This window comes from Denitratisoma sp. DHT3, assembly GCF_007833355.1.
GTDB lineage: Bacteria > Pseudomonadota > Gammaproteobacteria > Burkholderiales > Rhodocyclaceae > Denitratisoma.
This window is the reverse complement of record NZ_CP020914.1, coordinates 1,407,598-1,429,828: the sequence shown is the minus strand read 5'-3', so window position 1 is coordinate 1,429,828 and position 22,231 is coordinate 1,407,598. Positions and strand designations below refer to the sequence as shown.

25 protein-coding genes are annotated in these 22,231 nt (G+C 58.0%); 22 read left to right on the top strand and 3 right to left on the bottom strand.

Annotated elements, in window-relative coordinates; all coding sequences use genetic code 11:
• Positions 1–264: 264 nt before the first annotated feature.
• From mobI to B9N43_RS06390, 21 genes are all read left to right on the top strand, one after another.
• Complete coding sequence (gene mobI / locus B9N43_RS06490) at positions 265–756, top strand: conjugative transfer protein MobI(A/C) (RefSeq protein ID WP_145841494.1); 492 nt, start codon at positions 265–267, stop codon at positions 754–756.
• Complete coding sequence (locus B9N43_RS06485) at positions 753–1,043, top strand: hypothetical protein (protein ID WP_145841493.1); 291 nt, start codon at positions 753–755, stop codon at positions 1,041–1,043. The genes mobI and B9N43_RS06485 overlap by 4 nt, the downstream gene beginning before the upstream one ends.
• A gap of 195 nt (positions 1,044–1,238) precedes the next feature.
• A complete protein-coding gene (locus B9N43_RS06480) occupies positions 1,239–2,126 on the top strand; it encodes a replication protein RepA (RefSeq protein WP_145841492.1) in 888 nt (295 codons plus the stop codon).
• 608 nt (positions 2,127–2,734) lie between these two features.
• A complete protein-coding gene (locus B9N43_RS06475; RefSeq protein ID WP_145841491.1) occupies positions 2,735–3,154 on the top strand; it encodes a hypothetical protein in 420 nt (139 codons plus the stop codon).
• A gap of 19 nt (positions 3,155–3,173) precedes the next feature.
• Positions 3,174–4,994 carry a conjugative transfer system coupling protein TraD gene (gene traD, locus B9N43_RS06470; RefSeq protein ID WP_145841490.1) on the top strand — a complete coding sequence of 607 codons (1,821 nt, stop codon included), beginning with the start codon at positions 3,174–3,176 and terminating at the stop codon, positions 4,992–4,994.
• A complete protein-coding gene (locus B9N43_RS06465) occupies positions 4,994–5,608 on the top strand; it encodes a DUF4400 domain-containing protein (RefSeq protein ID WP_145841489.1) in 615 nt (204 codons plus the stop codon). The genes traD and B9N43_RS06465 overlap by 1 nt, the downstream gene beginning before the upstream one ends.
• 129 nt (positions 5,609–5,737) lie before the next feature.
• A complete protein-coding gene (locus B9N43_RS06460; protein WP_261379404.1) occupies positions 5,738–6,157 on the top strand; it encodes a lytic transglycosylase domain-containing protein in 420 nt (139 codons plus the stop codon).
• A complete protein-coding gene (locus B9N43_RS06455; RefSeq protein ID WP_145841487.1) occupies positions 6,145–6,783 on the top strand; it encodes an OmpA family protein in 639 nt (212 codons plus the stop codon). The genes B9N43_RS06460 and B9N43_RS06455 overlap by 13 nt, the downstream gene beginning before the upstream one ends.
• 1 nt (position 6,784) lies before the next feature.
• On the top strand, positions 6,785–6,988 hold the full coding sequence (locus B9N43_RS06450) for a hypothetical protein (protein ID WP_145768997.1): 204 nt from the start codon (positions 6,785–6,787) through the stop codon (positions 6,986–6,988).
• Entirely contained in the window at positions 6,972–7,265 is a 294-nt protein-coding gene (gene traA / locus B9N43_RS06445) for a TraA family conjugative transfer protein (protein ID WP_145841486.1), read from the top strand. Before B9N43_RS06450 ends, traA begins: the two co-directional genes overlap by 17 nt.
• Before the next feature lie 13 nt (positions 7,266–7,278).
• Positions 7,279–7,569, top strand: a complete 291-nt coding sequence (gene traL / locus B9N43_RS06440) for a type IV conjugative transfer system protein TraL (RefSeq protein ID WP_145841485.1) — start codon at positions 7,279–7,281, stop codon at positions 7,567–7,569.
• A 3-nt stretch (positions 7,570–7,572) separates the two neighbouring features.
• Positions 7,573–8,199 (top strand): type IV conjugative transfer system protein TraE, encoded by a 627-nt coding sequence (gene traE / locus B9N43_RS06435; RefSeq protein ID WP_145841484.1) that lies wholly within the window; start codon positions 7,573–7,575, stop codon positions 8,197–8,199.
• Positions 8,162–8,857 carry a type-F conjugative transfer system secretin TraK gene (locus B9N43_RS06430; RefSeq protein ID WP_186454010.1) on the top strand — a complete coding sequence of 232 codons (696 nt, stop codon included), beginning with the start codon at positions 8,162–8,164 and terminating at the stop codon, positions 8,855–8,857. Before traE ends, B9N43_RS06430 begins: the two co-directional genes overlap by 38 nt.
• Positions 8,850–10,115, top strand: coding sequence for a TraB/VirB10 family protein (locus B9N43_RS06425; protein WP_145841482.1), 1,266 nt, complete (start codon positions 8,850–8,852; stop codon positions 10,113–10,115). Before B9N43_RS06430 ends, B9N43_RS06425 begins: the two co-directional genes overlap by 8 nt.
• Positions 10,093–10,863, top strand: a complete 771-nt coding sequence (locus B9N43_RS06420) for a DsbC family protein (RefSeq protein ID WP_261379403.1) — start codon at positions 10,093–10,095, stop codon at positions 10,861–10,863. The genes B9N43_RS06425 and B9N43_RS06420 overlap by 23 nt, the downstream gene beginning before the upstream one ends.
• Positions 10,860–11,426: a TraV family lipoprotein gene (locus B9N43_RS06415; protein WP_145841481.1), complete on the top strand. Its 567-nt coding sequence runs from the start codon at positions 10,860–10,862 to the stop codon at positions 11,424–11,426. The genes B9N43_RS06420 and B9N43_RS06415 overlap by 4 nt, the downstream gene beginning before the upstream one ends.
• The gene (gene traC / locus B9N43_RS06410) at positions 11,426–13,996 is read left to right on the top strand and encodes a type IV secretion system protein TraC (RefSeq protein WP_145841480.1); all 2,571 of its coding nucleotides are present in this window, start codon (positions 11,426–11,428) and stop codon (positions 13,994–13,996) included. Before B9N43_RS06415 ends, traC begins: the two co-directional genes overlap by 1 nt.
• Before the next feature lie 16 nt (positions 13,997–14,012).
• Positions 14,013–14,402, top strand: coding sequence for a hypothetical protein (locus B9N43_RS06405; RefSeq protein ID WP_145841479.1), 390 nt, complete (start codon positions 14,013–14,015; stop codon positions 14,400–14,402).
• A 9-nt stretch (positions 14,403–14,411) separates the two neighbouring features.
• Positions 14,412–15,200 (top strand): conjugal transfer protein TraF, encoded by a 789-nt coding sequence (locus tag B9N43_RS06400; RefSeq protein ID WP_186454009.1) that lies wholly within the window; start codon positions 14,412–14,414, stop codon positions 15,198–15,200.
• Between the two features lie 11 nt (positions 15,201–15,211).
• Positions 15,212–16,636, top strand: a complete 1,425-nt coding sequence (locus B9N43_RS06395; protein ID WP_186454008.1) for a conjugal transfer protein TraH — start codon at positions 15,212–15,214, stop codon at positions 16,634–16,636.
• Between the two features lie 3 nt (positions 16,637–16,639).
• On the top strand, positions 16,640–19,456 hold the full coding sequence (locus tag B9N43_RS06390; RefSeq protein ID WP_145841476.1) for a conjugal transfer protein TraG N-terminal domain-containing protein: 2,817 nt from the start codon (positions 16,640–16,642) through the stop codon (positions 19,454–19,456).
• On the opposite strand, the gene B9N43_RS06385 is transcribed toward B9N43_RS06390, so the two are convergent.
• From B9N43_RS06385 to B9N43_RS06375, 3 genes are all read right to left on the bottom strand, one after another.
• Positions 19,457–20,419 carry a nucleotidyl transferase AbiEii/AbiGii toxin family protein gene (locus tag B9N43_RS06385; protein WP_145841475.1) on the bottom strand — a complete coding sequence of 321 codons (963 nt, stop codon included), beginning with the start codon at positions 20,417–20,419 and terminating at the stop codon, positions 19,457–19,459.
• The gene (locus B9N43_RS06380; protein ID WP_145841474.1) at positions 20,412–21,023 is read right to left on the bottom strand and encodes a hypothetical protein; all 612 of its coding nucleotides are present in this window, start codon (positions 21,021–21,023) and stop codon (positions 20,412–20,414) included. The genes B9N43_RS06385 and B9N43_RS06380 overlap by 8 nt, the downstream gene beginning before the upstream one ends.
• Positions 21,024–21,104: 81 nt before the next feature.
• Positions 21,105–21,545, bottom strand: a complete 441-nt coding sequence (locus tag B9N43_RS06375) for a hypothetical protein (RefSeq protein WP_145841473.1) — start codon at positions 21,543–21,545, stop codon at positions 21,105–21,107.
• 178 nt (positions 21,546–21,723) lie between these two features.
• Here B9N43_RS06375 and B9N43_RS06370 point away from each other — a divergent pair, with 178 nt between their 5' ends.
• Positions 21,724–22,206 (top strand): S26 family signal peptidase, encoded by a 483-nt coding sequence (locus B9N43_RS06370; protein WP_145841472.1) that lies wholly within the window; start codon positions 21,724–21,726, stop codon positions 22,204–22,206.
• Positions 22,207–22,231 lie beyond the last annotated feature (25 nt).

The window sequence follows — 22,231 nt, the reverse complement described above, 5'->3', positions numbered from 1 at the left end:
AACGCCCAGAGACACGGATGCTTTTTACGATGGCGTCCGTTGAATCCGGAACAACAAGGGTTCCAGCGTCATGTCTGGGCTTGCTGTGGTTTCACTGGTACGACGGGCGCAAACGACGCCAGATTGCCCCGAATGCCGGGTCCGGCGTACTTCCCGATGGATTCAACGGGCGATCCAATTCTCGGCGTGGCGAGAAACAGGTCGAAAGCCCCGCTGTGGATTGTGCGGGGGATGCAACCGGAGCTTAAAGCTTGGAGAGATGGTATGGATGAACGACTCGGGCAGGTTCGAACGATACTCAAAAACTACATTGGTGATCTGTTCGATCAAGCCTCCAACACGGCGGTCAGATTTGAGCTTTTTACCGTAGAGGGAAATTCCCTGCGAAAGGGCTGGGACGACCAAAACACCCTGAAGTATCGCGTTCAGCTTAAGCAGAATACGCTCATGCTGGAATGGTATCAACGGGTATGGAAGCGCGATGCCAAGGGCAATCGAAGCACAGAGCATCACTACATTCGCAAGCGCAACAAGAACAAGCGCGGCACCGATCTCGTCTATAGCTATGACATGGGCGACCTGTTCAAGTTCGCGCCTGAGTGGAGCCGTGAGCGGGTTATGGAGGTGGAGACCGAAGCGGCATCGCTCCGCCGTCAGGCACATTACTGTTCCTCGATGCTCGTGATCCTCGGGCGAATGGAGCGCTATTTGGCCGATTGCACCGGAGAGTCGCTGCCAGAGGAGGACGCAGCATGAACATGCAGCCACGATATCTTGTGACCGATACGTTCGACTTGCGCATGCTGGCATCGTTGACTGTTGGCATTACGCTGAAAGAGCTGTCTCTGGACGATGTTTGCGATCTGATCGAGAGAGCGGAACAGGAACAGCGTATGGGCCTTCATGGCGGCTGGGCAGATGGTCTCAAGCACCCGCTTGCGACCGCATTGGCACCCGACGGACCAATCCTGCTGGTGGCAAATCAAGTACAGACGGCACAAGGAGAGGTGATGAGGTGGGTTCAGGTGGAAATAGTCGCCTGAGATTTCTTTGGACATCGTTGGATACCGGAACCCGGCCCTATTTCAAATTGCGACCAGGAAGGGCGCATTTCGGTCGCCGGTGAACTTTCCGTGCTGCTACAAGCATGGGGACGATTTCGATGTCCTTCTTCCCATGTCCATTTTCAATTTCTGCTGCATGAGGATTCACCTACCGTTGCGAGCCATAGATTTTCCATGACAGGCTCGGAACGGGTCCATAAGTTGATCGGGCTTGCCTCCGACATTGCTGCCGGTGAAAGCGATGCCGAGTCCATTGGATTTCTGGGACAGGCATTGGTGCAAACAACCTTGCCACATAGCGATCCCGGTGTTCCGTACTTCGAACGCTCCAGCGGGGCCGTGTCGCTGTCGATCATCGCCAACCCGAAATTCGGATTGCCTTTCGGGACGGTGCCGAGACTACTGCTTGCGTGGATATGTACCGAGGCGGTGCGAACCAAGTCGCCCGTGCTGGGACTTGGTCGAAGTCAGAATGAATTTCTCAGAAAACTTGGAATGCGCACGGACGGTCGGGACTGTATTCGCCTGCGCACACAATCGCTGAAACTGTTTTCGTCCATGCTGTCCATCACGTACCAAATCGAGGGACGGTACGGACTCAAGAACATGCCCATCGCGGATGAGGCATTTGTGCTCTGGGATCCTCACCGGCCCGATGATCGGATGCTATGGGAAAGCAGCTTGCGATTGTCGAATTCATTTTTCAAGAACATTACTGACTCTCCCGTACCGATCGACATGCGTGTGTTGCGTGCTCTGTCGAAATCGCCGTTGGCAATGGATATCTATTCCTGGCTGGTCTATCGAATATTTCTGTTGCGAGTCAAAAATCGGCCTGGCGTGATGATTCCGTGGTCAGCCTTGAAGCTTCAATTCGGCGCGGACTATGGCGACAGCCCGCGAGGATTGATCGATTTCAAAAAGCGGTTTCTTCTTCGCTTGAAGGAGGCGCAGTTGTTCTATCCAGAAGCCAATGCCACGCCACAGGATGCCGGTCTGTTTGTGGGCGCAAGTCGGTTGCATACCCGGCATACCGGTGCCGCCAAACTATCCAGACTCTGACGACAGATTTTCGGTCTAGTCCTGCTGGGATCGTGGGGGCCTTCCTCCATGCCGGTCTTTGATGACTTTTCCACAGAAAATGATTGGGAACTACTTGCAATTTACTTGTAAACCTACAAGCAACTACTTGAGGCAAGGCTGTATGCCTTGTCCCGTAAGGGATTCCCGCCGATGGCCGGGACAGTTGTCACGTAATCCGGGGACAGATGTCACATGGTCGCGGGACAGATTTCACGTGGGAAAAATGTCGTGGCGCCGGAGATGCCCCACCCAGTCGAGTATCTAGCTGAATTAGGCGGTGAGACAGATTTCACGTGGATAACTTCTGTATCGGCGGGCGACCTGTGGATAACCGCCATTCGAAATGTGACCGATTCGGATCGATTTCGGATGTTGCATATTTTGGGAAATCCGTAAGATGAATTTCAGGCGGTAGGTTTTCACCTCGACAGACATCGGGGATATCCGCCCGAGGTCGGCCGGCGGTGCCTCGCAATCAACACCGGCAATGCGAGGACTTGACCGCACGCTATACGGTGCCTCCATCGGGTCTGATCGCATCGCTTGCTCCACGATACGGGGCTTAACGAATTCTAAGCAAGGAGATCATGATGAGTCTGACGAAACCAGGGATGATGGCAACACTGTGTTGGCATGGGTGGAATCTTCTGCGACTGCGCGGCGACTGGAAGTCGATGCCAGATTCCAGGAGTTTTCTCGGCATTGTGTTGATCCTGGTATTCCTTGGCGGGATGGCAGAGCAATTTTCGCGCGGACATGAGCTCTTGACCGCTGCCATTGTTACCGTTTCCTGGCTCGTGATTCTCCTTTGGTCGTCGCGGCAAGCCGGCGCAATCAACCGGCGTTTGGCGTTCGCACTGGGTCTCCTTTCGATCATGATCCAGGCGGGATTGATCCTGTCGACTTGGATGCCGGTGACAGAATGGCCGGTAGCAATCTGGTCGGGAATTGCGGTCATGCACCTCATTTCCCAAGCTTCCCAAGACGGCGCGGGAGCATGGCGCTGAACGGGAATGGTCAAAAATAATGGCCAATGCATCCTCTCCCTACCAGTTTGAAGTCCCATGGCGTCCGAACTTCGAAGCACGCATGGCGGTAGTCTGGACTATTGGCGCAGTTGCGATTTTTCTCCTGACCGCTGTGGCGCCGATCTTCCGGGGATTTGGTATGGTGCTTGGTATCGGCTGCCTAGCCGGTGCAGCGGTACGCAGTTTTCAGGCCTACCGCCGGAATGTCGAAGATCGACGTCTGAAATTTTTCGGTAAGGAATTTATCGATCTGGAAGCCTTGCAGTGCAAATCTCGACAGGCCATCGCATCGAAGTCGTATTGGTTGGGGCGTGGTTTTCCTTGGACCGATATCGAAGCAACAAAACTGCACACCTTGATGTCGATGGGGGTGGTTCGCACACTTGGAACGGCCGCTCAGCACGCAGAAGGTTCCTATTGGGTTCATGGCCTTGCCCCCGAGCAGGATATTTATTCCGAGTTGGCAAACCTGGTGGGCCATAGCCTGATCGTTGGTAGCACTCGGGTCGGCAAGACTCGCCTGTTCGACATTTTGATCGCCCAGGCAATCTTCCGCGGTGAAACCGTGATCATCATCGACCCCAAAGGGGATCATGGTCTCGCCCAGAATGCACGTGCTGCCTGCGATGCCAGTGGAGAGGGTGATCGCTTCGTCTATTTCCATCCGGCGCACCCAGACCGATCAGCGTGCATTGACCCGCTGCGCAACTGGAACCGCAAGACTGAGTTGGCCAGCCGCGTCGCCGCACTGATTCCTTCCGAAACCGGCGCCGACCCCTTCACTGCATTCGGCTGGAAGGTGTTGAACGACATCACTAACGGCATGATTGCCACTGGCCATCGTCCCAATCTGGTCCAGCTTCGGCGCTACGTGGAAGGTGGGCCGGAAAGTCTTCTACAACGAGCGCTTAAAGTCCATTTTGTGGCGCATGTCCGGGATTGGGAGTCACGTGCCTCGTCCTACATTCGGAAGTACAAGGACCGCTTGCTCCAGGCCTATGTGGCCTTCTACCAAGAGGTCGCCATCCATGAAGCCCAGTCGGTTGACCTGGACGGCCTGATCTCGACCTACGAGCACAACCGGGATCACTTTCAAAAGATGGTGGCATCCTTGATCCCGATTCTCTCAATGCTTACCAGCGATCCGTTGCAGGAGCTGCTGTCGCCGGATTTCGAGCCTGGTCATGAACGCCTTGTGACCGACATGTCCAAGATAATTTGCGGCAACAAGGTGGTCTATATCGGTCTCGACTCTCTGGCGGATTCGACGGTTGGTAGCGCCATCGGTTCCATCATGCTGGCTGATCTTGCCGCTGTGGCGGGGGATCGCTACAACTACGGGATTGATACGCTGACGCCGGTAAATCTATTCATTGACGAGGCGGCCGAGGTTCTCAATCAGCCGGCGATCCAGCTCATGAACAAGGGCGGGGGTGCGGACTTCCGGGTAACGATAGCGACACAGACCTTTGCCGACTTTGCCAGCCGCCTCGGCGATGAGAACAAGGCTCGCCAGGTATTGGCCAACACCAACAACAAGATCGCCTTGCGGGTACTCGATTCAGAGACACAAAAGTACATCGCCGAAGGCATGCCACAGACCAAGGTGCGGTCGATGGCGCTGCGCTACGGTCACAATGTGGACACGCATATTCACGACGAATACAGCGCGTCGTATCAGGAACAGATTCTCGAAGAGGAGGCCGACTTGTTTCCCGCGGCCATGCTGGGGGAGTTGCCGCCCTTGCATTTCATTGCTCGATTGTCAGGTGGTCGAACCTTGAAAGGGCGTATCCCGATTCTGGTTACGGAGCGTTAATGGCTCGGAGAAATGACTCCGGGGTTGCTACGGTACTGGCTATTGGCGTTTTCATTGTCGTCGTGGCCACGTGGGTCGTCATTTCTCCCGCCGCAATTCGGTCGGCTTGGATGAAGGAGCGTGGCGAGGTATATGCCCTTGCAGGTGAAAGTGAGCACGTGGTCTATGGTCAGGCTGTCCGTGGTCTCAACGATTCGATGGTGAAGGATTTTCAGGACTTTCTGGCCGAAGCGGAATCCATGGGGAAAGGACCCTTGGGGAACGCGAGTCTCAGTCAATGGATGCGCTCGCGTATCGAAGCGACCTGGCTATGGATAGGTCTATTGATGTACCGGTTGCATGTGTTGATCGGGTGGCTTGTCCCAGGTATTCCGCTTGCCATCGTTGCCTATCTGGATGGACATTACATTCGGGAGATACGCAAGTTCTCCTTTGTTGCCCAAAGCCCAGTCCGGCACAAGTTGGGTATTCGCGTGATGTGGGTTGCACTGGTGGGGCTCTCCTGCTGGTTGTTGATTCCGGTTCCGCTTCCAGCCCTGATTGCCCCTGTGCTGACGGTGTCTCTGTCTTATTCGCTTTGGCTGTGGGTGAGCAACCTACAGAAGCGATTGTGAATCGATGACGCGCTGCTAATGCCGATTTGCTTCACTACGATCATTCAACGGTCGTTGACTTTCGAAATACGCCCATAAAGGTCACATTTCGGCCGCGCAGCCAGCTGATGGCTCCCTACCATGCGGGCCATGAATCGCATTCTGGTCGCAGCCTACTTTCTGCTGTTTTCGCTTTCAAGCCAAGCCCATTGTTTTGAACAGGCCGGGGCGCGCTATGGCGTTGCTCCAGCATTGCTGGAAGCTATTTCGACCGTCGAGTCCGGCGGAAATCCCCTGGCGCGGAATTTGAACCGGGACGGCAGTGAAGATCTCGGTCACATGCAAATCAACAGTCGATGGCTGGAGACTCTTGCCGCCTTCGGAATCGATCGACAGAAGCTGCTTGATCCCTGCCTCAACACTTATGTTGGCGCCTGGATACTTGCGCAAAACATTCGCCGGCATGGATACGGTTGGGAGGCAATAGGGGCCTATAACGCACGCTCACCGGCCAAGCGTAACGCCTATTCCCATCGGGTAGCGGCACGACTCATCTCATGGCGATCCTGATGCGCATGCTGGGCATCGGATCGGTATTCGCCCTGGCGGGCTGTAGTACTGCACCCGAACTTCCGGCATCGGACCAGATCCGTCATGGCATTGGCTGGATAGATCGCCAATTCGCGACGTGCGCAGGGGCAAATTGTCCCCGTCCCACCCAAAAGACTTTGGCCGTCATCGAGCGATCCAGAAATGCGACCAGCGTTTCGCCGCAACCACCACTTGATCCGGCACTTTCGTCGCCGCTGACAAGTGAGCAGACCGATGAGCATGTCATCAACTTCGATTTTGGAAAGAGTCATCTGACCGAGGCAGGGGCAAGGAAGATGAATGCTCTTCTGCCTGATGCAAAGAAATCGATCCGTATCGAAGTCGTCGGTCGCACCGATGACGTTGGCACCCGAGCGTTCAATGATCGTCTGGCGAGGCAACGTGCCGACACCGTCAGGGATTGGCTCGTCCGACACGGAATTTCGGCACCGGTCAAGGTGGAAGCTGCGGGCATGTGTTGCTACGTCGAGAGTTCTCGTACCGAAGCAGCCCGCCGTCAGAACCGGCGCGCGGAAATCCGTTTGGTGCATCTCGTTGCAAAGCGGGATGTGGTCAGCAGCAGTAACAACAAGGGAGTGCAATGAAGTGAAGTTACCTCGTACCCGCGGATTTATCCGCGACATCGCCATCGCCGGCGGATTCATCGCCATCGGCATCCTCGCGCCAGGCTCGCCCATCGAGAACGGGTTTGAAGCCCATCTGGGTGGTATTTCGGTGGGGTTGGGCCTCGGCTGGCTCATCAAGTGTTTTATCGATCTTCAAGGGGCAAGTTATGCAAAGCAGTCGTAATGCGTTGAAGGGCGCGCTCGCGCTCATGTTGCTGGTCGCGGCTACAGGCGCCATGGCGGGTACCACCGGAACGGAATTCCAGAGCCTCTACACCTGGCTCACCGGCCTCGTCCAGGGCTACTTCGGAAAGGCCGCCGCAGTCGCCGCTATCGGTCTTGGCGCACTGTTTTCTTTGGCGCGGCTGAATCCGATCGCCATCTTGTCGGGCATCGGTTTCGCGGTGTTCCTCCAGTACGCCCCGACGATCGCCTCGGGCATCCTGACCGCGACGATTTGAGGCTGGTCAAGGCATGGACGAGATCGGCTACATCCCCAAATCCCTGGAAGCGCAGGAGCGCTTCCTGTGGTGGGATTTCGACCAGGCGATCCTGTTCCTGCTGGTCATGGGCATGGGCGTCGTTTCCGGGGCGATGGTCGCCGGGATGGTCTTCGGCGGTGTGGTCGCCTGGCAATACGGGCGTATCAAGACGGGCAAGCATCCGAAGTTCGCGCTGCACGCCCTGTATTGGTGGCTGCCCAGTTGGATCGTGATTCGTGCCCGAGCGACACCGCCTTCGCACTATCGGTTCTTTCTGGGCTGACCCATGAAGTTCAGCAAATTCACCGCCGAGCGGGACAACCAGCGCAACGAGATCTTGTTCATGAGAATCGCGCTCGCCGGCCTGGTTCTGGCGCTGCTGGCAAATGCTGGGGCTTCGCTCACCGTGGCCGGTTCGGAGCGGACGATTCTTGTCCCCCCTGAAATTCACCAATCCTTCTGGGTGAGCGGGCAGAAGGTTTCCGTGGAGTATCTGAAGGAAATGTCGTACTGGTACGCCGGGCTCGCACTGAATATCACGCCCCATGTCGCCGAGTACCAGAAGGACCAGTTCCTCAAATACACCGCGCCCAGCGACTACGGCAGGCTACAGGCCGAGTTTGGCGCTCGGACGGATTTCATCCGCAAGAACAACACTTCGACCCAGTTCTCCACGCAGGCCATGACTGTCGACGAGTCGGCCATGAAGGTGGCGCTCTCGGGCGTGTTGCAAACCTGGGTCAGCGACAAGAAAGCCGCCGAGAAGCAGACCACCTATGTCATCGGCTTTCGTTACCTCAACGGGAGACTTCATGTATCCGAGTTCAAGGAAACCAGCGATCAGGATCCGTTCGGAACCGCCGGCGCTATTACCAATGCTCAAGTCGCTGCTACTGGCACTGTGCCTCGCTAACGTCAGCGTGGCTGTGCTAGCGGGTCAAACGCTGGACGGCAGTCCCGACGATGGACTCATCGCCACGATGTCACGTAGCGAACCCAACCTGATCCGGATCGAGGGCCGGAAGATTCGGCGCATCCAGGGCGTCGAGGGGGAATTCCAGGTGACGCCGGACAAGGACAGCGGAGTGGCCTACGTGAAGCCTGCCGCAGACAAGTCCTTTCTGACCCTGTTCGTCGCCGACGATGGCGGGCGACACTGGAAGCTGAATATCAAAGTGGCCGATGTACCAGCCGAGACGATCGTGATCCGCGATCGTAGCCGCCTGCGCCAGGAGCCCAAAGCGATTGCTGCCGACGAATCGCGCAATGCCGCCATCCGTCGCGTCATGCTGGCCCTGGTACGGGATGCGGAGCCGGAGGACATGATCGCCAAGGATGTCCTGGACATCGTTCCGCTTTGGAACGAGGCACGCTTTGTTCTGGTGCGTACGCTGGAAGGCGCGCTCGTCGGCGAAAAGTACCAGCTGACCAATGTTTCCACGCAACGGATGGTGATTGACGAGCGCGAACTCTATCGCCGTGGCGTACTCGCGGTGATGGTCGAGACGCTGGAGCTGGAGCCTGGCGAATCGACCCAGATTATGGTGGTACTGGAGGGCCGCGATGGCTAATCCGCAGCCGTCCAGACTCGCCGGAGCGATTTCCCGCCTGTCGCCAAAGCATCGGCAATACCTGATCCTCGGGTTGGGAATCGGCGCTTTCCTGTTGTTGGTATTTGGCGGCGTAGCCATCTGGGACAAGCCAGTGCAGCTCCCCCAGGGCAACACGGCACGACCGCAGCCGATGCCGATTGCCACTCCGGGTGCTCAGGCAGATCCAAGAGATATCTGGATGAGCAAGAGCGCGGAACAGATGCGGCAAATGGAGGACATGATCCAGGGCCTGCGCCAGCAGGTCGATACGATCGACAAGAAACCCGTGACCGTTGCGCCGCCTGTACTGACATTGCCGCCTCCGCCAGTTCCGATGCCGGCACAGGCATCCATGCTGCCGCTACCGCCACCGCCCACGCCGTCCTCGCTCAGTGGCACAAAGGAGGACCGCGCTGCGGAACCGCCACCGCCGCCACGCCCCCCTGGCATTGCCTCCTTTGAGGTGAGCGATTCGCGCGTGGCCCCTCCGGAAGCGACAGTCAAGGCAGATGCAAAACGCGACGCCCGCAGTTATGTGCCCTCGGGATCATTCTTCCGGGCAGCACTACTCGGTGGACTGGATGCGCCGACCGGCGGGCAGGCGCAGAGCAATCCTCACCCGATTCTGATGCGGGTTCAGGACAACGCCTTCCTGCCCAATCGCTATCGCTTCAAGATCAAAGAATGCCTGGCATTGGGTGCAAGCCATGGCGACATCAGCTCGGAGCGTGCCTATATCCGACTCGAATCACTTTCCTGCGTCCGCCACGATGGCAAGGCCATCGATGTGCCGGTAAAGGGCTATGTCGTCGGCGAGGATGGCAAAGCTGGGATGCGCGGCCGTCTGGTGAGCAAACAGGGACAGGTGCTGGCCAACGCGCTGGTTGCCGGCATCGGCGCTGGCATCGGACAAGCCTTTCAGCAAAGCGCAACCACGGTCTCCACCAATCCGCTGGGCTCCGTCGGCACCATCGATCCGGGCAAGCAGTTCCAGGCCGGTATCGGTACCGGAGTCGGCAAGGCCTTGGACCGCCTGTCCCAGTACTACATCACGCTGGCGGAAAAGATGTTCCCAATCATCGAAGTCGATGCCGGGCGCACCGTGGATGTGGTGTTCACCAAGGGATTCTCGTTGGAAACCGAATCGGCAGGCAGAGACCCCGATACCTACACCGATATCTGGCGGCGCGGCAGGGAAATCCAGAAAAAGCCGCTTGAACCCTACCAAGCCAATTGACCTCGAACAGGAGTACGACAACATGTGCATCAAATTACCCATGGCTGTACTCGGCCTCATTCTTGCCGTCGCCAGCCCGACCACCATGGCGGCCGATGAGTCTGCCGAGGCACTCTCGATCCGTCTCAAGGAGATGTATCCGGCCACCAAGATCGAGCGGGTGCAGCGCTCTGAAATCCCGTCGTTGTTTGAAGTCGTGATGGGCAAGAACGCGGCATACACCGACGCGACCGGCCGCTATTTCGTTTTCGGGCACCTGTTCGACATGAAGGAACAGCGCGATCTGACGGCAGAACGAGTGGAGAAGGCAGCGCGAGTTGTATTTGGCGAATTGCCGCTGGCGGACGCCATCAAGATCGTGCGTGGCAAGGGCGAACGGGTGCTGGCGGTGTTCTCTGATCCGGATTGCCCATATTGTCGACGCCTGGAATCGGAACTCGACAAGCTCGATAACGTCACGCTCTATACCTTCCCCTATCCGCTCGAAGGTTTGCACCCCGAGGCCAGGGACAAGTCGATCGCCGTCTGGTGCGCGGCGAATCGCGCGCAGGCGTGGGCGGAGTTGATGAAATCGGGTAAGGCGCCAGCCAGCCGCAAGTGTGATCACCCAATCGAACGGAACATTCAGCTCGGCCAGCGTCTGGGCATACAGGGGACGCCGACCTTGCTGTCCGCCGATGGACGAATCCTGCCTGGCGCGGCACCAAAGGAGCGCATCGAGCAGTGGCTGCTGGAGGCTGGGCGATGAGCGTCGGCCAGACCCTGCTCGTCCCGCTCATGCTCGGGCTGACCGGCTGTGCCGGCATGACCGGCCTGGATGGACAAGGAGGCTTTTCCTGCAAGGCGCCGGACGGGATTTCCTGCGCCTCCCTATCTGGCGTCTATGCCAATGCGGTGCAGAACAATCTGCCGGGGCAACGTCCTGCGGTCAAACCGGTCAATGCCTTGAATGCTCAGGCCAGGATCGATGCGATGGCTCCGCGCTCCGGCGATCCCTTGCGTAGTGCTCAGAAGGTGCGTCGCGTGTGGCTGGCCCCATGGGAAGATGACGACGAAGTGCTGCACGATCAGTCTTATTTCTACATGGTTGTCGATTCCGGCCGTTGGCAAATCGAGCACTCTCGGCGCAAGGCGACGGAAGGCTACCGCCCGGTCGTGCCGCCGAAGACGTTCGCACCGCAATCGCCACCAACGGGCGGACAGTCCCTGCAAATGGAGCGTGCATCGCCACCGAATGGCGCGATGTCGCCGACCGCACCACCCGGATCGTCTGCGCGGTCGTTACCGTCCATCCCTGGCGAGGGGGAGTAATGGGGTTCGCTGACATCTTGAGAGAGGCATTCTTGCCCGAACGGGATGCGGAAGCCGATCGTTTGCCAAGGCATCTGCTGCAGGAAATATCACGGATGCCTCGCCTGAGTGGAATTCTTCCCTATCTCGCCTGGCAGGAGGACACACGACTCTTCGCACTGGATCAGGGAGGCTTTGGGGAGCGTGAGGAACACGCCATCGGCTTTTGCATCGAGACGCTGCCGCAGACCGGTGCCAATGACGAAATGGAGAAGGTTCTGGCCAGTCTCTTCGTGTCCTGTCCACCTGGCACCGGTATTCAAGTCTCGTTGTATGGCAGTCCGCACATCCTGCCCACGCTGAAGAATCAGGCCAACTTGCTACCAGCCTCTGCGATTGATTCCGATGACGAGGGTATTCAGCGTCGGCACGGCAACATCTTCCGCCTGCTGGCGCGCCGCCGGATCGATCACTACCTGAAAGGCACGAGCGAATCGATCTTTGGCCACCAGACCTATTTGCTGCGTGATTTTCGGTCTGTCATCTCGGTCACATTGCCGCTCGATCCCGAACTACCGGCCGATGTGGATGAAGCCCTGCGCATTCGGGAAAGCATTCACGCCACCCTGAAGTCAGCTCATTTGCCTGGTCAGGACTGGGGTCCGGATGAACTTCTCAATTTTGTCGGGGACTTCTTCGATCATTCACGACTGCATTCCGGGGGAGCAGTGACGCCAATCGTCTGGAATGCTGATCAGCCGCTGCGTAAGCAGATTTCCAACCTGGAAATCGCTTCGCGGGTGGGCGATAGCGACATCCGTTTTCGTAAGGCCGGCGGAGATGAGTCCGTCCTGCAGCTGTTTTCGGTGCGCCAGTACCCACGGTACTTCCGACTGTCAGGCATGAACTATCTGATCGGCGATCCCTACCAGTTGGCTCTGGCGATGCCCTGTCCCTTCATCATCACCATGGGAGCCGTGGCGCTGGACTACGAGTCGGCACGTACCCGGGCGCAGATGAAGGCCGCGCGGGCGACCCAGAGTGCAGGCTCCTATCTCGCTCATTTCCAGCCCGATCTTCAGGAACGCAAACGCGACTGGGACATGGTGCTGAAGACGTTCGACAGCGGGCGCACCGTGGTCGGGATGTATCACCAGGTGTGCCTGGTTTCGCGGGTGGCGGAAGCTTCGCGCTGCGAGCATTCCGTGCGTGCCGTCTGGCGTGCCCGCGGCTTTGACCTGACCAAGGATTTTTACCTCCAGCATCAGGCGCTGACTGCAACCATGCCGATGACACTGACCCCGGCACTACAAAGCGACCTGCGTCAGTTCGGACGAATCAATACCAAAACTGCCGACAACGCGGTGATGACATCGCCGTTGATCGCCGAGTGGAAGGGTACGCAAACGCCGGTCATGACCCTGTTCGGGCGACGCGGCCAGATCATTGGCTTCGATCTGTTCGACAACACGGGCGGCAATTTCAACTTTGCCGTCGCGGCGCTCTCTGGTTCCGGCAAGTCGGTGTTCGTCAATGAAATGACTTATCGCTACCTAGGCGCAGGCGCGAAGGTCTGGATCATTGACGTTGGTCGTTCCTACAAGAACCTGTGCGAATTGCTGGACGGCGAGTTCATCGAATTCTCCGACGAGCGACAGAACACGATCTGCCTCAACCCGTTCTCCATGATCATCGATATCAACGCCGACATGGAGATGGTTTTGCCGCTGCTGGCGCAGATGGCCAGTCCGCGCGAACCGCTCGACAACTACGGCTATACGGCGCTGGGTTCCGCCATCAAGCGCGTCTGGGATGCCAAAGGGCGCTCGGCCACGATCACCGATATCTACGAGCTGCTCCAGACCGGTCGCCTTTCCAGCGAAGGCGAATACGAGCGGGATCTGAGTCGTTTGGCGACGGCGCTGGAACCTTATACCCGCCACGGTGTGTATGCGAGTTACTTCGAGGGCGATGCCAACATTCAGTTCGACAAGGATTTCGTCGTGCTCGAACTGGAGGAACTGAAGTCCAAGAAAGATCTGCAATCGGTGGTGATGCAACTCATCATGTACCGGATCACCCAGGAGATGTACCGCGACCGATCTCGGCGCAAGCTGGTCATCATCGACGAAAGCTGGGATTTGATGGGCTCGGGGTCAAGCGGCAGCTTTATCGAGGCCGGCTATCGGCGCGCCCGCAAGTATGGCGGAGCCTTCGGCACGATCACCCAGTCGGTCGACGACTACTACAAGAACGAAGCGACCAAGGCCGCCATTAACAATGCCGACTGGCTGTTCTTGCTGCGCCAGAAAGCGGAGAACATCGAGCGGCTGGGCAAGGAAGGGAAGCTCTCCCTCGACGAGTGGCTGAAACGCCAGCTTGGCTCAGTCAGTACCGAGCATGGAAACTTCTCCGAAATCTACATTCATTCGCCGATGGGGTCCGGCCTTGGGCGTCTCCTGCTCGATCCCTTCTCAATGCTGGTTTATTCGACACGCGCTGAAGATTACGAGGCGATCAAACGTCTGCGTGATCAAGGATTGTCTGTGACGGAGGCCATCGAACAACTGGTAGCCCAACGTGCAACCTGATCCAGTGAGCCATGTCATGCCATCGATCAAGCCCTACGTACTGACCGGTATCGCCACCTTGCTGGCGGGGGCCATGCTTCTGGTCGTCTGGATGTATCGCCATCCGCCAGAGATTCCCCGTTTTGGGCGAGTCGATATCGCTCGGCTGGTCGCACATCAACAGCAATCCATGGTGCAACGGATCAAGCCCGGGCTGGATGCTCAGGAGCAAGCAAAACTCTTCGAGGAGGCCAAGGGATTCGGCGCCAAGCTCGATGCGGCCCTCGAACAGGTCAGCCGGGGGTGTGCCTGTGCTTTGGTAAATACGGCGGCACTGCTCAAGACCTCCGATTCCCGAATTCCGGACCTGACCGAGCAGGTTGCGCAGGCGACTGGTATTGTCCTGCCGGCGTCGACGACCAAGTGATCGATGCCGATGAGACGCTTGCTGGCGCTACTTGCTGTCCTTCTTTGCTCAAGCGCCCAAGCGCGCGAGGCGTTGGACTATCCGTCCTCCTGGCAGTGCGATGAAGCACGGTTTCACTGGTATTGCGATCTGGCGGAAGAGGAAGCCGCCGAAGCCAGTCCAAAGAAGACTCCGGACCGCGCAGAGAGCGAAGGCGAACGAGCCGTCGATGCGCTCAAGAATCTGCGCGAGGAGGTCGAGCAGAAACGGGCGATCGCTATCCTCAAGCCGACCCCGGAAAACCTGAAGACCTACATCGTTGCTCAGGAAGCCCTGATGGACCGGGCCTCGGTGTTTTCGGATGTATGGCGGCGAGTGGTCTGGGCCAATCCAGAAATCAACTATCAGCTGCGTAATCCGTCGAACAACGCGGCCATCCAGGTGCGCGACAGTCAGCGCAACCGGCGCGAGACAGACACGCTGGCGGCGCTGGCGAAGGAATGGGGCCTGTTCTTCATCTTCCGCTCGGATTGCTCTTACTGCCATCGCCTGGCGCCCACGCTCAAGCTGCTGTCCGAGCAATACGGCATCACCGTGTTCCCCGTTTCGCTCGATGGCGGCGGTCTTCCCGACTATCCAAAGCCGTCTAAAGATAACGGGATGGCCCGTGCGCTGGGAGTATCGGTTGTGCCGCTGGTCGTGCTCGGTAATGTCAGGGATCGGCGCCTGCTGCCCATTGGCTCCGGGGTCCTCTCGGCGCAGGAGATTGTCGAGCGTATCTACATCCTGACCCAGACCAAACCAGGCGAACTTTACTGATGGAGATTGGCATGGCACTTTCATCACGGCGCTGTGCGCAGCTTGTTGCCTTCGTGCTGGCGCTGACCTGCATTCCTGCGCACTCTACCGTCAACCAATCGATGCAGGACTGGTTCAACGAGATCGGTGCCTACGGCAACGTCACCGGCCCCAATGCCTACCGCGGCCAAACCATGAACATGTACACCGGCGGCAGCCTGTACATGCGAACCCCTGTCCGTAACTATCAACTGGCCAGCATTTCGCCGCCGTCCTTCAGCGCTGGATGCGGTGGCATTGATCTCTTCGCCGGGTCGTTTTCCTTCATCAACAAGGAACAGTTTGTCTCGCTGCTGCGGAACATCGGCAATAACGCCATTGGCGCCGCCTTCAACATGGCCCTGTGCTCGATGTCGCCTGATCTCTGCGATTTGCTGAAGTACCTGCAGGACCAGGCCACCAAGATGAACAACCTGAACATCAATTCCTGCCAGGCGGCAGAGGGCATCGTCAGCGCGGTGGGCAGCATGGTCACTGATCGCGTCCAGGAAAAGGAAGGCAAGACGGCTGGAGCCAATCTCAACATGTTCGGTGACGTCTTCGAGTCCTGGGATGAATGGAAGAAGAGTCGCACCACGGCGAAGAACATTCGCAATGCCGCAAAAGCCACCTCGCAGGGCGCGCGGGAAATCTTCGATCCCGGCAACGTTGTCTGGCGCTCACTCAACCGCATTTCCGGCATCACCGACGAAACACGGGAATTGTTGATGAGTCTGACCGGCACCATCATCGTCACGCCACCTGGTGAAAACGCCGATGAAAAAGCCAAATGGACCTACCTGCCCGGGGGCAAGCTGACGTTCCGCCAGTTTGTTGGCGACGGCGCGTCGGCCACCGTGAATCTCCCCGGTCTCAAATGTGGAACGGATCTGGCCGAATGCCTGACGCCGAGCTTTTCGGAAACGGCATTCACGGTTGCGCCGTTTTCCCGCCAGGTCCGTACCCGGATTGCCACCATGCGCGACAAGATCGTCAATCGTGACACGGGTGGACAGTCCTCCATGGATGCGGCTCTGATTGGTAGCTCCTCGTTGCCGGTCTGGAAGATGCTCGCGGTATCCAGCAGTATCCCTGGCGGTGACCGAATCACCGAGGATTACGCCCAACTGATCGCCGTGGATGTCGCCTACGCGTACTTCACGAACCTTTCAAAGACTCTGCGCAATGCCTTGCAGAACGATGCCGGTAAAAGCGGACCGGATGCCGTGATGGCTGCAGAAAAAATCCTTGTTCGGCTGACCGAGGTCGAGCAGGAAGCGCGGGACATGCTTCGTGCCGAATATCAGAAAGGGATGCAGGTCGCCGAACTCAGCCGTTCGCTGCAATTGATGCACCAGAGCCTCAATTCCGGGATGCCGACCAACATCTTCCAGTCGATGGCCGTCTTCAACCGGTAAGCCATGTACGAGGTCTATGCCTACTGGAATGTCGTCGAGCTGGAGGCGATGTTCAATGCGGTTGCCTCGCTCATGGGCAGTGGCGATTACCGTGGCCTGCTTCAAACCATCGCCATCGTCGGCATGATCGTCGTCGTCATCGCCACTTTGACCGGGAGGGAGCGGCTTGACGGCATGTGGAAGTGGCTTTTCTTCCTCGCCATTTTCCAGTCGATGCTCCTGATTCCCAAAGTGACGGTCATGATCGTCGATCGTACGGGCAACGAACCGCCGCGGGCCGTGGCGAATGTGCCGATCGGTCTCGGGGCGTTCGCGCACACGATGAGCAAGGTGGGGGATTGGCTCACCGGCTCTTTCGAGACGGTATTTTCGTTGCCTGACGATGTGAAGTTCCGCAGGAACGGGACACTGTTTGGGCATCGCGTCCTTTCCGAACGGCAGGCGATCAAGAGCGGAAATCCGGTATTGACCGGCAATCTGCTGGAGTTCTACCGGGAGTGCGTCGCGCCCGACATCGCGACCGGCTATATCCGCATGAAGGAAGATATTCTCCAGGTCAATAACATCTGGGACAGCCTGAACGGCAAGACCAATCCGTCGAGGTTGGTGACGATCCGCGATCTCGCTGATCCGACACTGATGAGCACTGTGGGCTGTGATGCGGGCTATCAGTCGCTGACAACCCAAATCACCGCCGAGACGAGTCGGCAAGTGACCTTGCTTGGTTCCAGGCTCTATCCCCGCATGACGAGCGCGGATGCCGGCGTCGCTATTGCAGGATCGCTGGCGACCTCGACCAACTATCTTCTCGGGATTTCGTCGTCGGCACAGGACACGGTGAAGCAGGCCATCGTCGCCAATTTCATGATCGATGCCCAGTACATGCTACCGGCGCAACTGGGCGATGCGGCCAGCGCCCAGACCAATCTGGCGATGGCGCAATCGCTACGCTCGACCAGCGATTCCTACAAACTGATGGCGCGCGTCGCCGAGTCGACTATGCCGAAGGTGAGGAATGCCATCGAGATGGTGCAGTACGCTATCTTTCCGGTGTTCCTCTTGTTCGTGGTGCTGAGCGGTCACCAGGCGACCGGGGTCATCAAGTCCTATGCGGCGAGTCTCTTCTGGATACAACTTTGGGCGCCGCTGTACGCCGTGATGAACTTCATCATCACCATGTATTCGAGAAGCCAGTACATCAGCGGCAGCGCATCGAGTGGCCTGTCGATCGAACAGATGAGCTTCCTGAATACCGCGATTGTCAGCGACCAGGCCATTGCCGGCATGCTGGTCATCTCTATTCCCGCCATTGCCGCCGCTGTTGTGAAGGGCGGTGAGGTTGGCATGCAGGCGGTGGCCGGCCTGGTCGCGCCACCGCGCGACCCCGAGAAGATTGCCAGCAGCCTGGCCATGGGCAACATGCAGATGGGCAATGCCTCGCTCAACAATGCCAGCCACGACACCATGAAGGGGCTGGCCGTCGATATGAACCCGAGCCTGCGCCAAGGGGCAACCCAGTATCAGGCGCGGGGCGGCTTCGACTACAGCCACTTTTCCGGCGGCGGCTTTGTAGTGAAACAGGCCAAGAGCGATGTTCGTGCCGACATGGCACTCAACGATTCGCTCGGCGCTGCAGCCAAGGAGAATTATGAACGCTCGCAGCAGGCGTCCCAGCAGAGATCCTCGGAGTACGCTGAAAGTGCTCTGGCGGCGATCAAGCAAGAAGCCGGATTTGAAAGATCACACGCGAAGGGCGCCAGTGACTCTACAGGCTATCGGCACGGCATGGGGTCGAGCCGGAATCAGGAAGCGAATGACACCCTGCGTCAGGTCGATCAATGGGCCAGAAAACTCGGCGTCAGCGAAAAGGTGGCCATGGAACTCATGGTCGGCGCATCGATGGGCATGAGTACGCCCAAGCTGCTCGAGATTACCGGCCTGCGCGGCGGCGTCGAAATGTCGGCCAAGATGCGCAACTCGGCCGACTCGATGCGCTCCCTGGAGGAAATGGCTCAGTTCGCCCGTGAGTCGAGTTTTGGCAAGAAAGTCGGCACCGTCATCGACAACGGTTGGGAGCGAAACTATCGAACTTCCGACGAAGGAAAAACCTCAGGATCGGAAGGGCAGCGAGCGTCGCTGGATCGGGCACGGCAGTCCCGCGATGCGCTCAGTTCCTCGTTTCAGGAAACCGAGGGGCATCGCCAGATGTGGGAGCTGTCCCATTCCGGGCAGCTTGGCTCCAACCTCCAGCTGCAGGATCATTTCATCAAGGATTTCCTGCTGCCGAAGCTTGAATACAACTACGAGAAGTTCCAGGGCATCATGGGCGATCCGCATCGCCTGCGACCCTACATCGAGGAATACACCACCCAGAACTACGACCGGATGCTGGGAGAAATGGCGGGGCAAGTATCTGGCGCCGAAGTGGTACGAGCGCGTCACGAGGCCAACCGCGGTGGAATGCCGGGTAGCCAGGCGGTCGAGATTGCCGGTGCGGGTTATCTGGGGCAGGTGAAGGGGGCCGCCAGACGTTCTGGCGTGTCTCCCCAGACTACTCCGACTGATCAGGCCATGCATACAGCGATGCGGGAGTTCTCCCGAAACAGCTTCGAGGTTCGTGACCGGCAGGAAGGGGCGGGGCAAACCCATCAGGAAAACGCGACACCTTCAACCTTCCAGAAGCTCAAGCCGACTTCGGTAGCGGGCAAGACGGCAGAAACGGTCGAACAGGTCGGAGAAGCGGCGGGGCGGGTTGCAGATGGACTTACCGGAGACAATCCGGGCAAATATTTGACCGACACGCTTGCCGGAAAGAAATGATCACATCCGGTCCAGATGCTGCGCAAGACGTTCAAGAATGCTCTGAAACGGCACTTGCCCCGCGTAGTAAAGCGAGGCGGTTTCGCGGTACTTGTTGTCGTAGAGCGCGCGAACAGCGGGATCTGTCAGCAAGAATGCCTCGTTGCTGGCAACATGCAGGTTGTCGCCGGCCCGAAAGCGCTCTTTCTTGCGAGCATGGTAGGCCGGCGTGCCTATGAATGCCTGCACCTCTGGATGGTCCAGGAGGCAGTACAGATCGTAGTAATGGCGCAGGAAGTTCTTCGGAAAAACCTCGACATCCTGTTGCTGCCGAAACTTGGTCGACACCGTTTGCAGCTTTTCCACGAAAGTGTAGGCCGGGCTGTAGCAAGGTACCGCGAGGGCGCGATTGTCGATGACCTTCACGGTGCTGTTGAGCGCCGCATCCAGTGCCCACGAGGTGATGGTGCAGGGCATGTTGGGAGCAGTGTCGTCGAATCCGACTTCCAGCAGGATGCCTTCCTTGATTCCCGGGAGGTATTCGGTATGCACCGGGTAGCGCAACCGGATGCCAGCGCTGCGGTACTTGGCATCGTCGTATTCGGTATCCCGTTCGACAGCCTCGAAGCCAGCGATCTCCTTTGTGGCGATCTGCTCGGCCAGCCAGTCGAAATACAGCCGTCGTGTCTCGACGTGGGCAGGTTTGTCCTGATTCTTCCCGGTTTTGACATCGCGATCCGCCGGGGGCTCGATGCGAAGATCGATGTCCTCGGAGAAACGCTGGATGATCTGATGCCCTTTCGAGAGGGACGTCCCGCCCTTGAGCTGAAACGTCCAGCCCTGCTGCTGCAGTCCCCACAGGCTGTGCATCAGCCAATAGTCCTTCTCGACCAGATAGGAGGGGACGCGTTGAGCCTGGCCGACCTGCCGGATCAGATCCGTAAAGTTGGGATGGTCGTGCAGAAAAACTGCAGCTTTAGGCATGGACAGCCGACTTCATTTGCCGAAAAACGCGGCGTGTTCTGGCCGATCCGTAATCGGCAAGCATCTTCTCGAGACGGCCCGCGTCGAAGGTGTCGAGCTTGCGGCGCACATTGGACAGCACGGTTTCCGGGTCTTCGGCCAGGTCGGTCAGGTTGTTCAGCATATCGACCAGCAGGTATTCGCGATTGACCTGCTTGCGCGAGGGAAAGCGCGGCTTGTCGCGAAAGTCGAATTCAAACCCGGCCAAGTCGAACTTGCCATGACGCTTGTGGTTATAGACGACGGTCTTGTTGTAAAGCTGAGTGGTGCCGAGTCCCAAAGCGTTGTAGCAGCTGGGGTTGAACATCAGGAAATGACGGTCATCGAGAAACTTTTCGACGAGCGCTTCCTCGCTTGGCGGCGCATCGCCAAACGGAGTTCTTCGGGGAACGTAATACAGCCCCTGAGCCGCCTTTCGCACGGTTCCGGCTTTCACTGCCAGACCAAGTTCCCGATCAACGCTGGGTAACTGATCGGCCAGGTCTTTACGTCGAAAAACCTTGCCGGCCATCTGCTTCCATCGGCGTTCGGGTGAGGCATCAACAGTGGTTTTCTGCTGCGGCATGTTTCAAAAATCTCACTGACGTTTCATGCAAGTATGCCACAGCCTAGAGGTCAAGGGAAATCGATATTTGAGTGATGTGTGTTATGTCACCACGGCTGCGGTGCCGGAATAGATCACGCGGGAAACCCGCCATTGGGATCCAGGCTGGTCGTAATGGGCATGGGTCTTCCTCAAGCCGACGATGGCGTTTGCTCCTTTTGCCAAGGCGTTTCGGGCCAGAGTCAGAAGGGCGTCGCATTCGGCGAGCCGGTAATCGGCATCCGAAGCGACCTCGACTGTGGATACCGACTCCAGGTAGCCGAGCGTCCGGATCACCACCTTTGATGGTGGCTGATCGGTCGAGACCAGCAGAACCTGGTGTTTGATCGCCTCCAGATCCGAAAGCATTCGATCCATTCGACGATGATCGGCGGTTTTGTTCCGTCGGTTCCAGCGGTAAATAGTGAGTCCTGCAAGGACGAATGCCACGATGGGCATCCACCCGAAAAAACTGCTCATCTGGGTTGCTGCGGCGAGGCTCATGTGAGGCTCCAAAGACAGTATTCAGTTCAGCTTCTCACAGCCGCCTGAAACTGCAACTGGCAGGGTCAGGCGTCAAGGCCGATCCTGAGACGGCTCTCCTTGCGTGCGCGGGTGAAATGCGGCCAGGAAGTACGCATTTCGAAAACCCACACCGCTGGCTATCCCATAGAGTCAGGCCATGCGCTCCCGATACTCGACATGGCAAGAAATCCGATTTCCGCTCATCCTCTGGCTGATGGCCGCCTACCTGGCGGTGAGCGGAAGCTACATGCTCGCTTTCAACCTGACGGAAAGCCTGCCGGGAACGGTATTTGTCATCTGCAAGGACACCTTCCCCGATAGTGGTGAGTTCGTGGCTTTTCGGTGGGAGCGAAACTGGCCGTATCCAAAAGGAAGCATCTTCGTTAAGCGCCTGGTTGGCCTGCCTGGGTCGCGCGTGACGACGCAAGGACGGGATTTCTACGTGGATGGCCGGGCGGTGGGGCAAGCCAAGGAACGTGCAAGAACTGGCGAACCGCTGATTCCAGGACCTGTGGGGGTGATTCCGGAAGGCAGCTATTACGTCGCGGGCGGGCACCCCGACAGTCTCGATTCCCGCTACCAGCTGACGGGATGGGTAAAACGCGATCAAGTTATCGGCCGTGCGTTTCGGCTGATATGAGCGGATTGAAGATGCCGCTCGAATT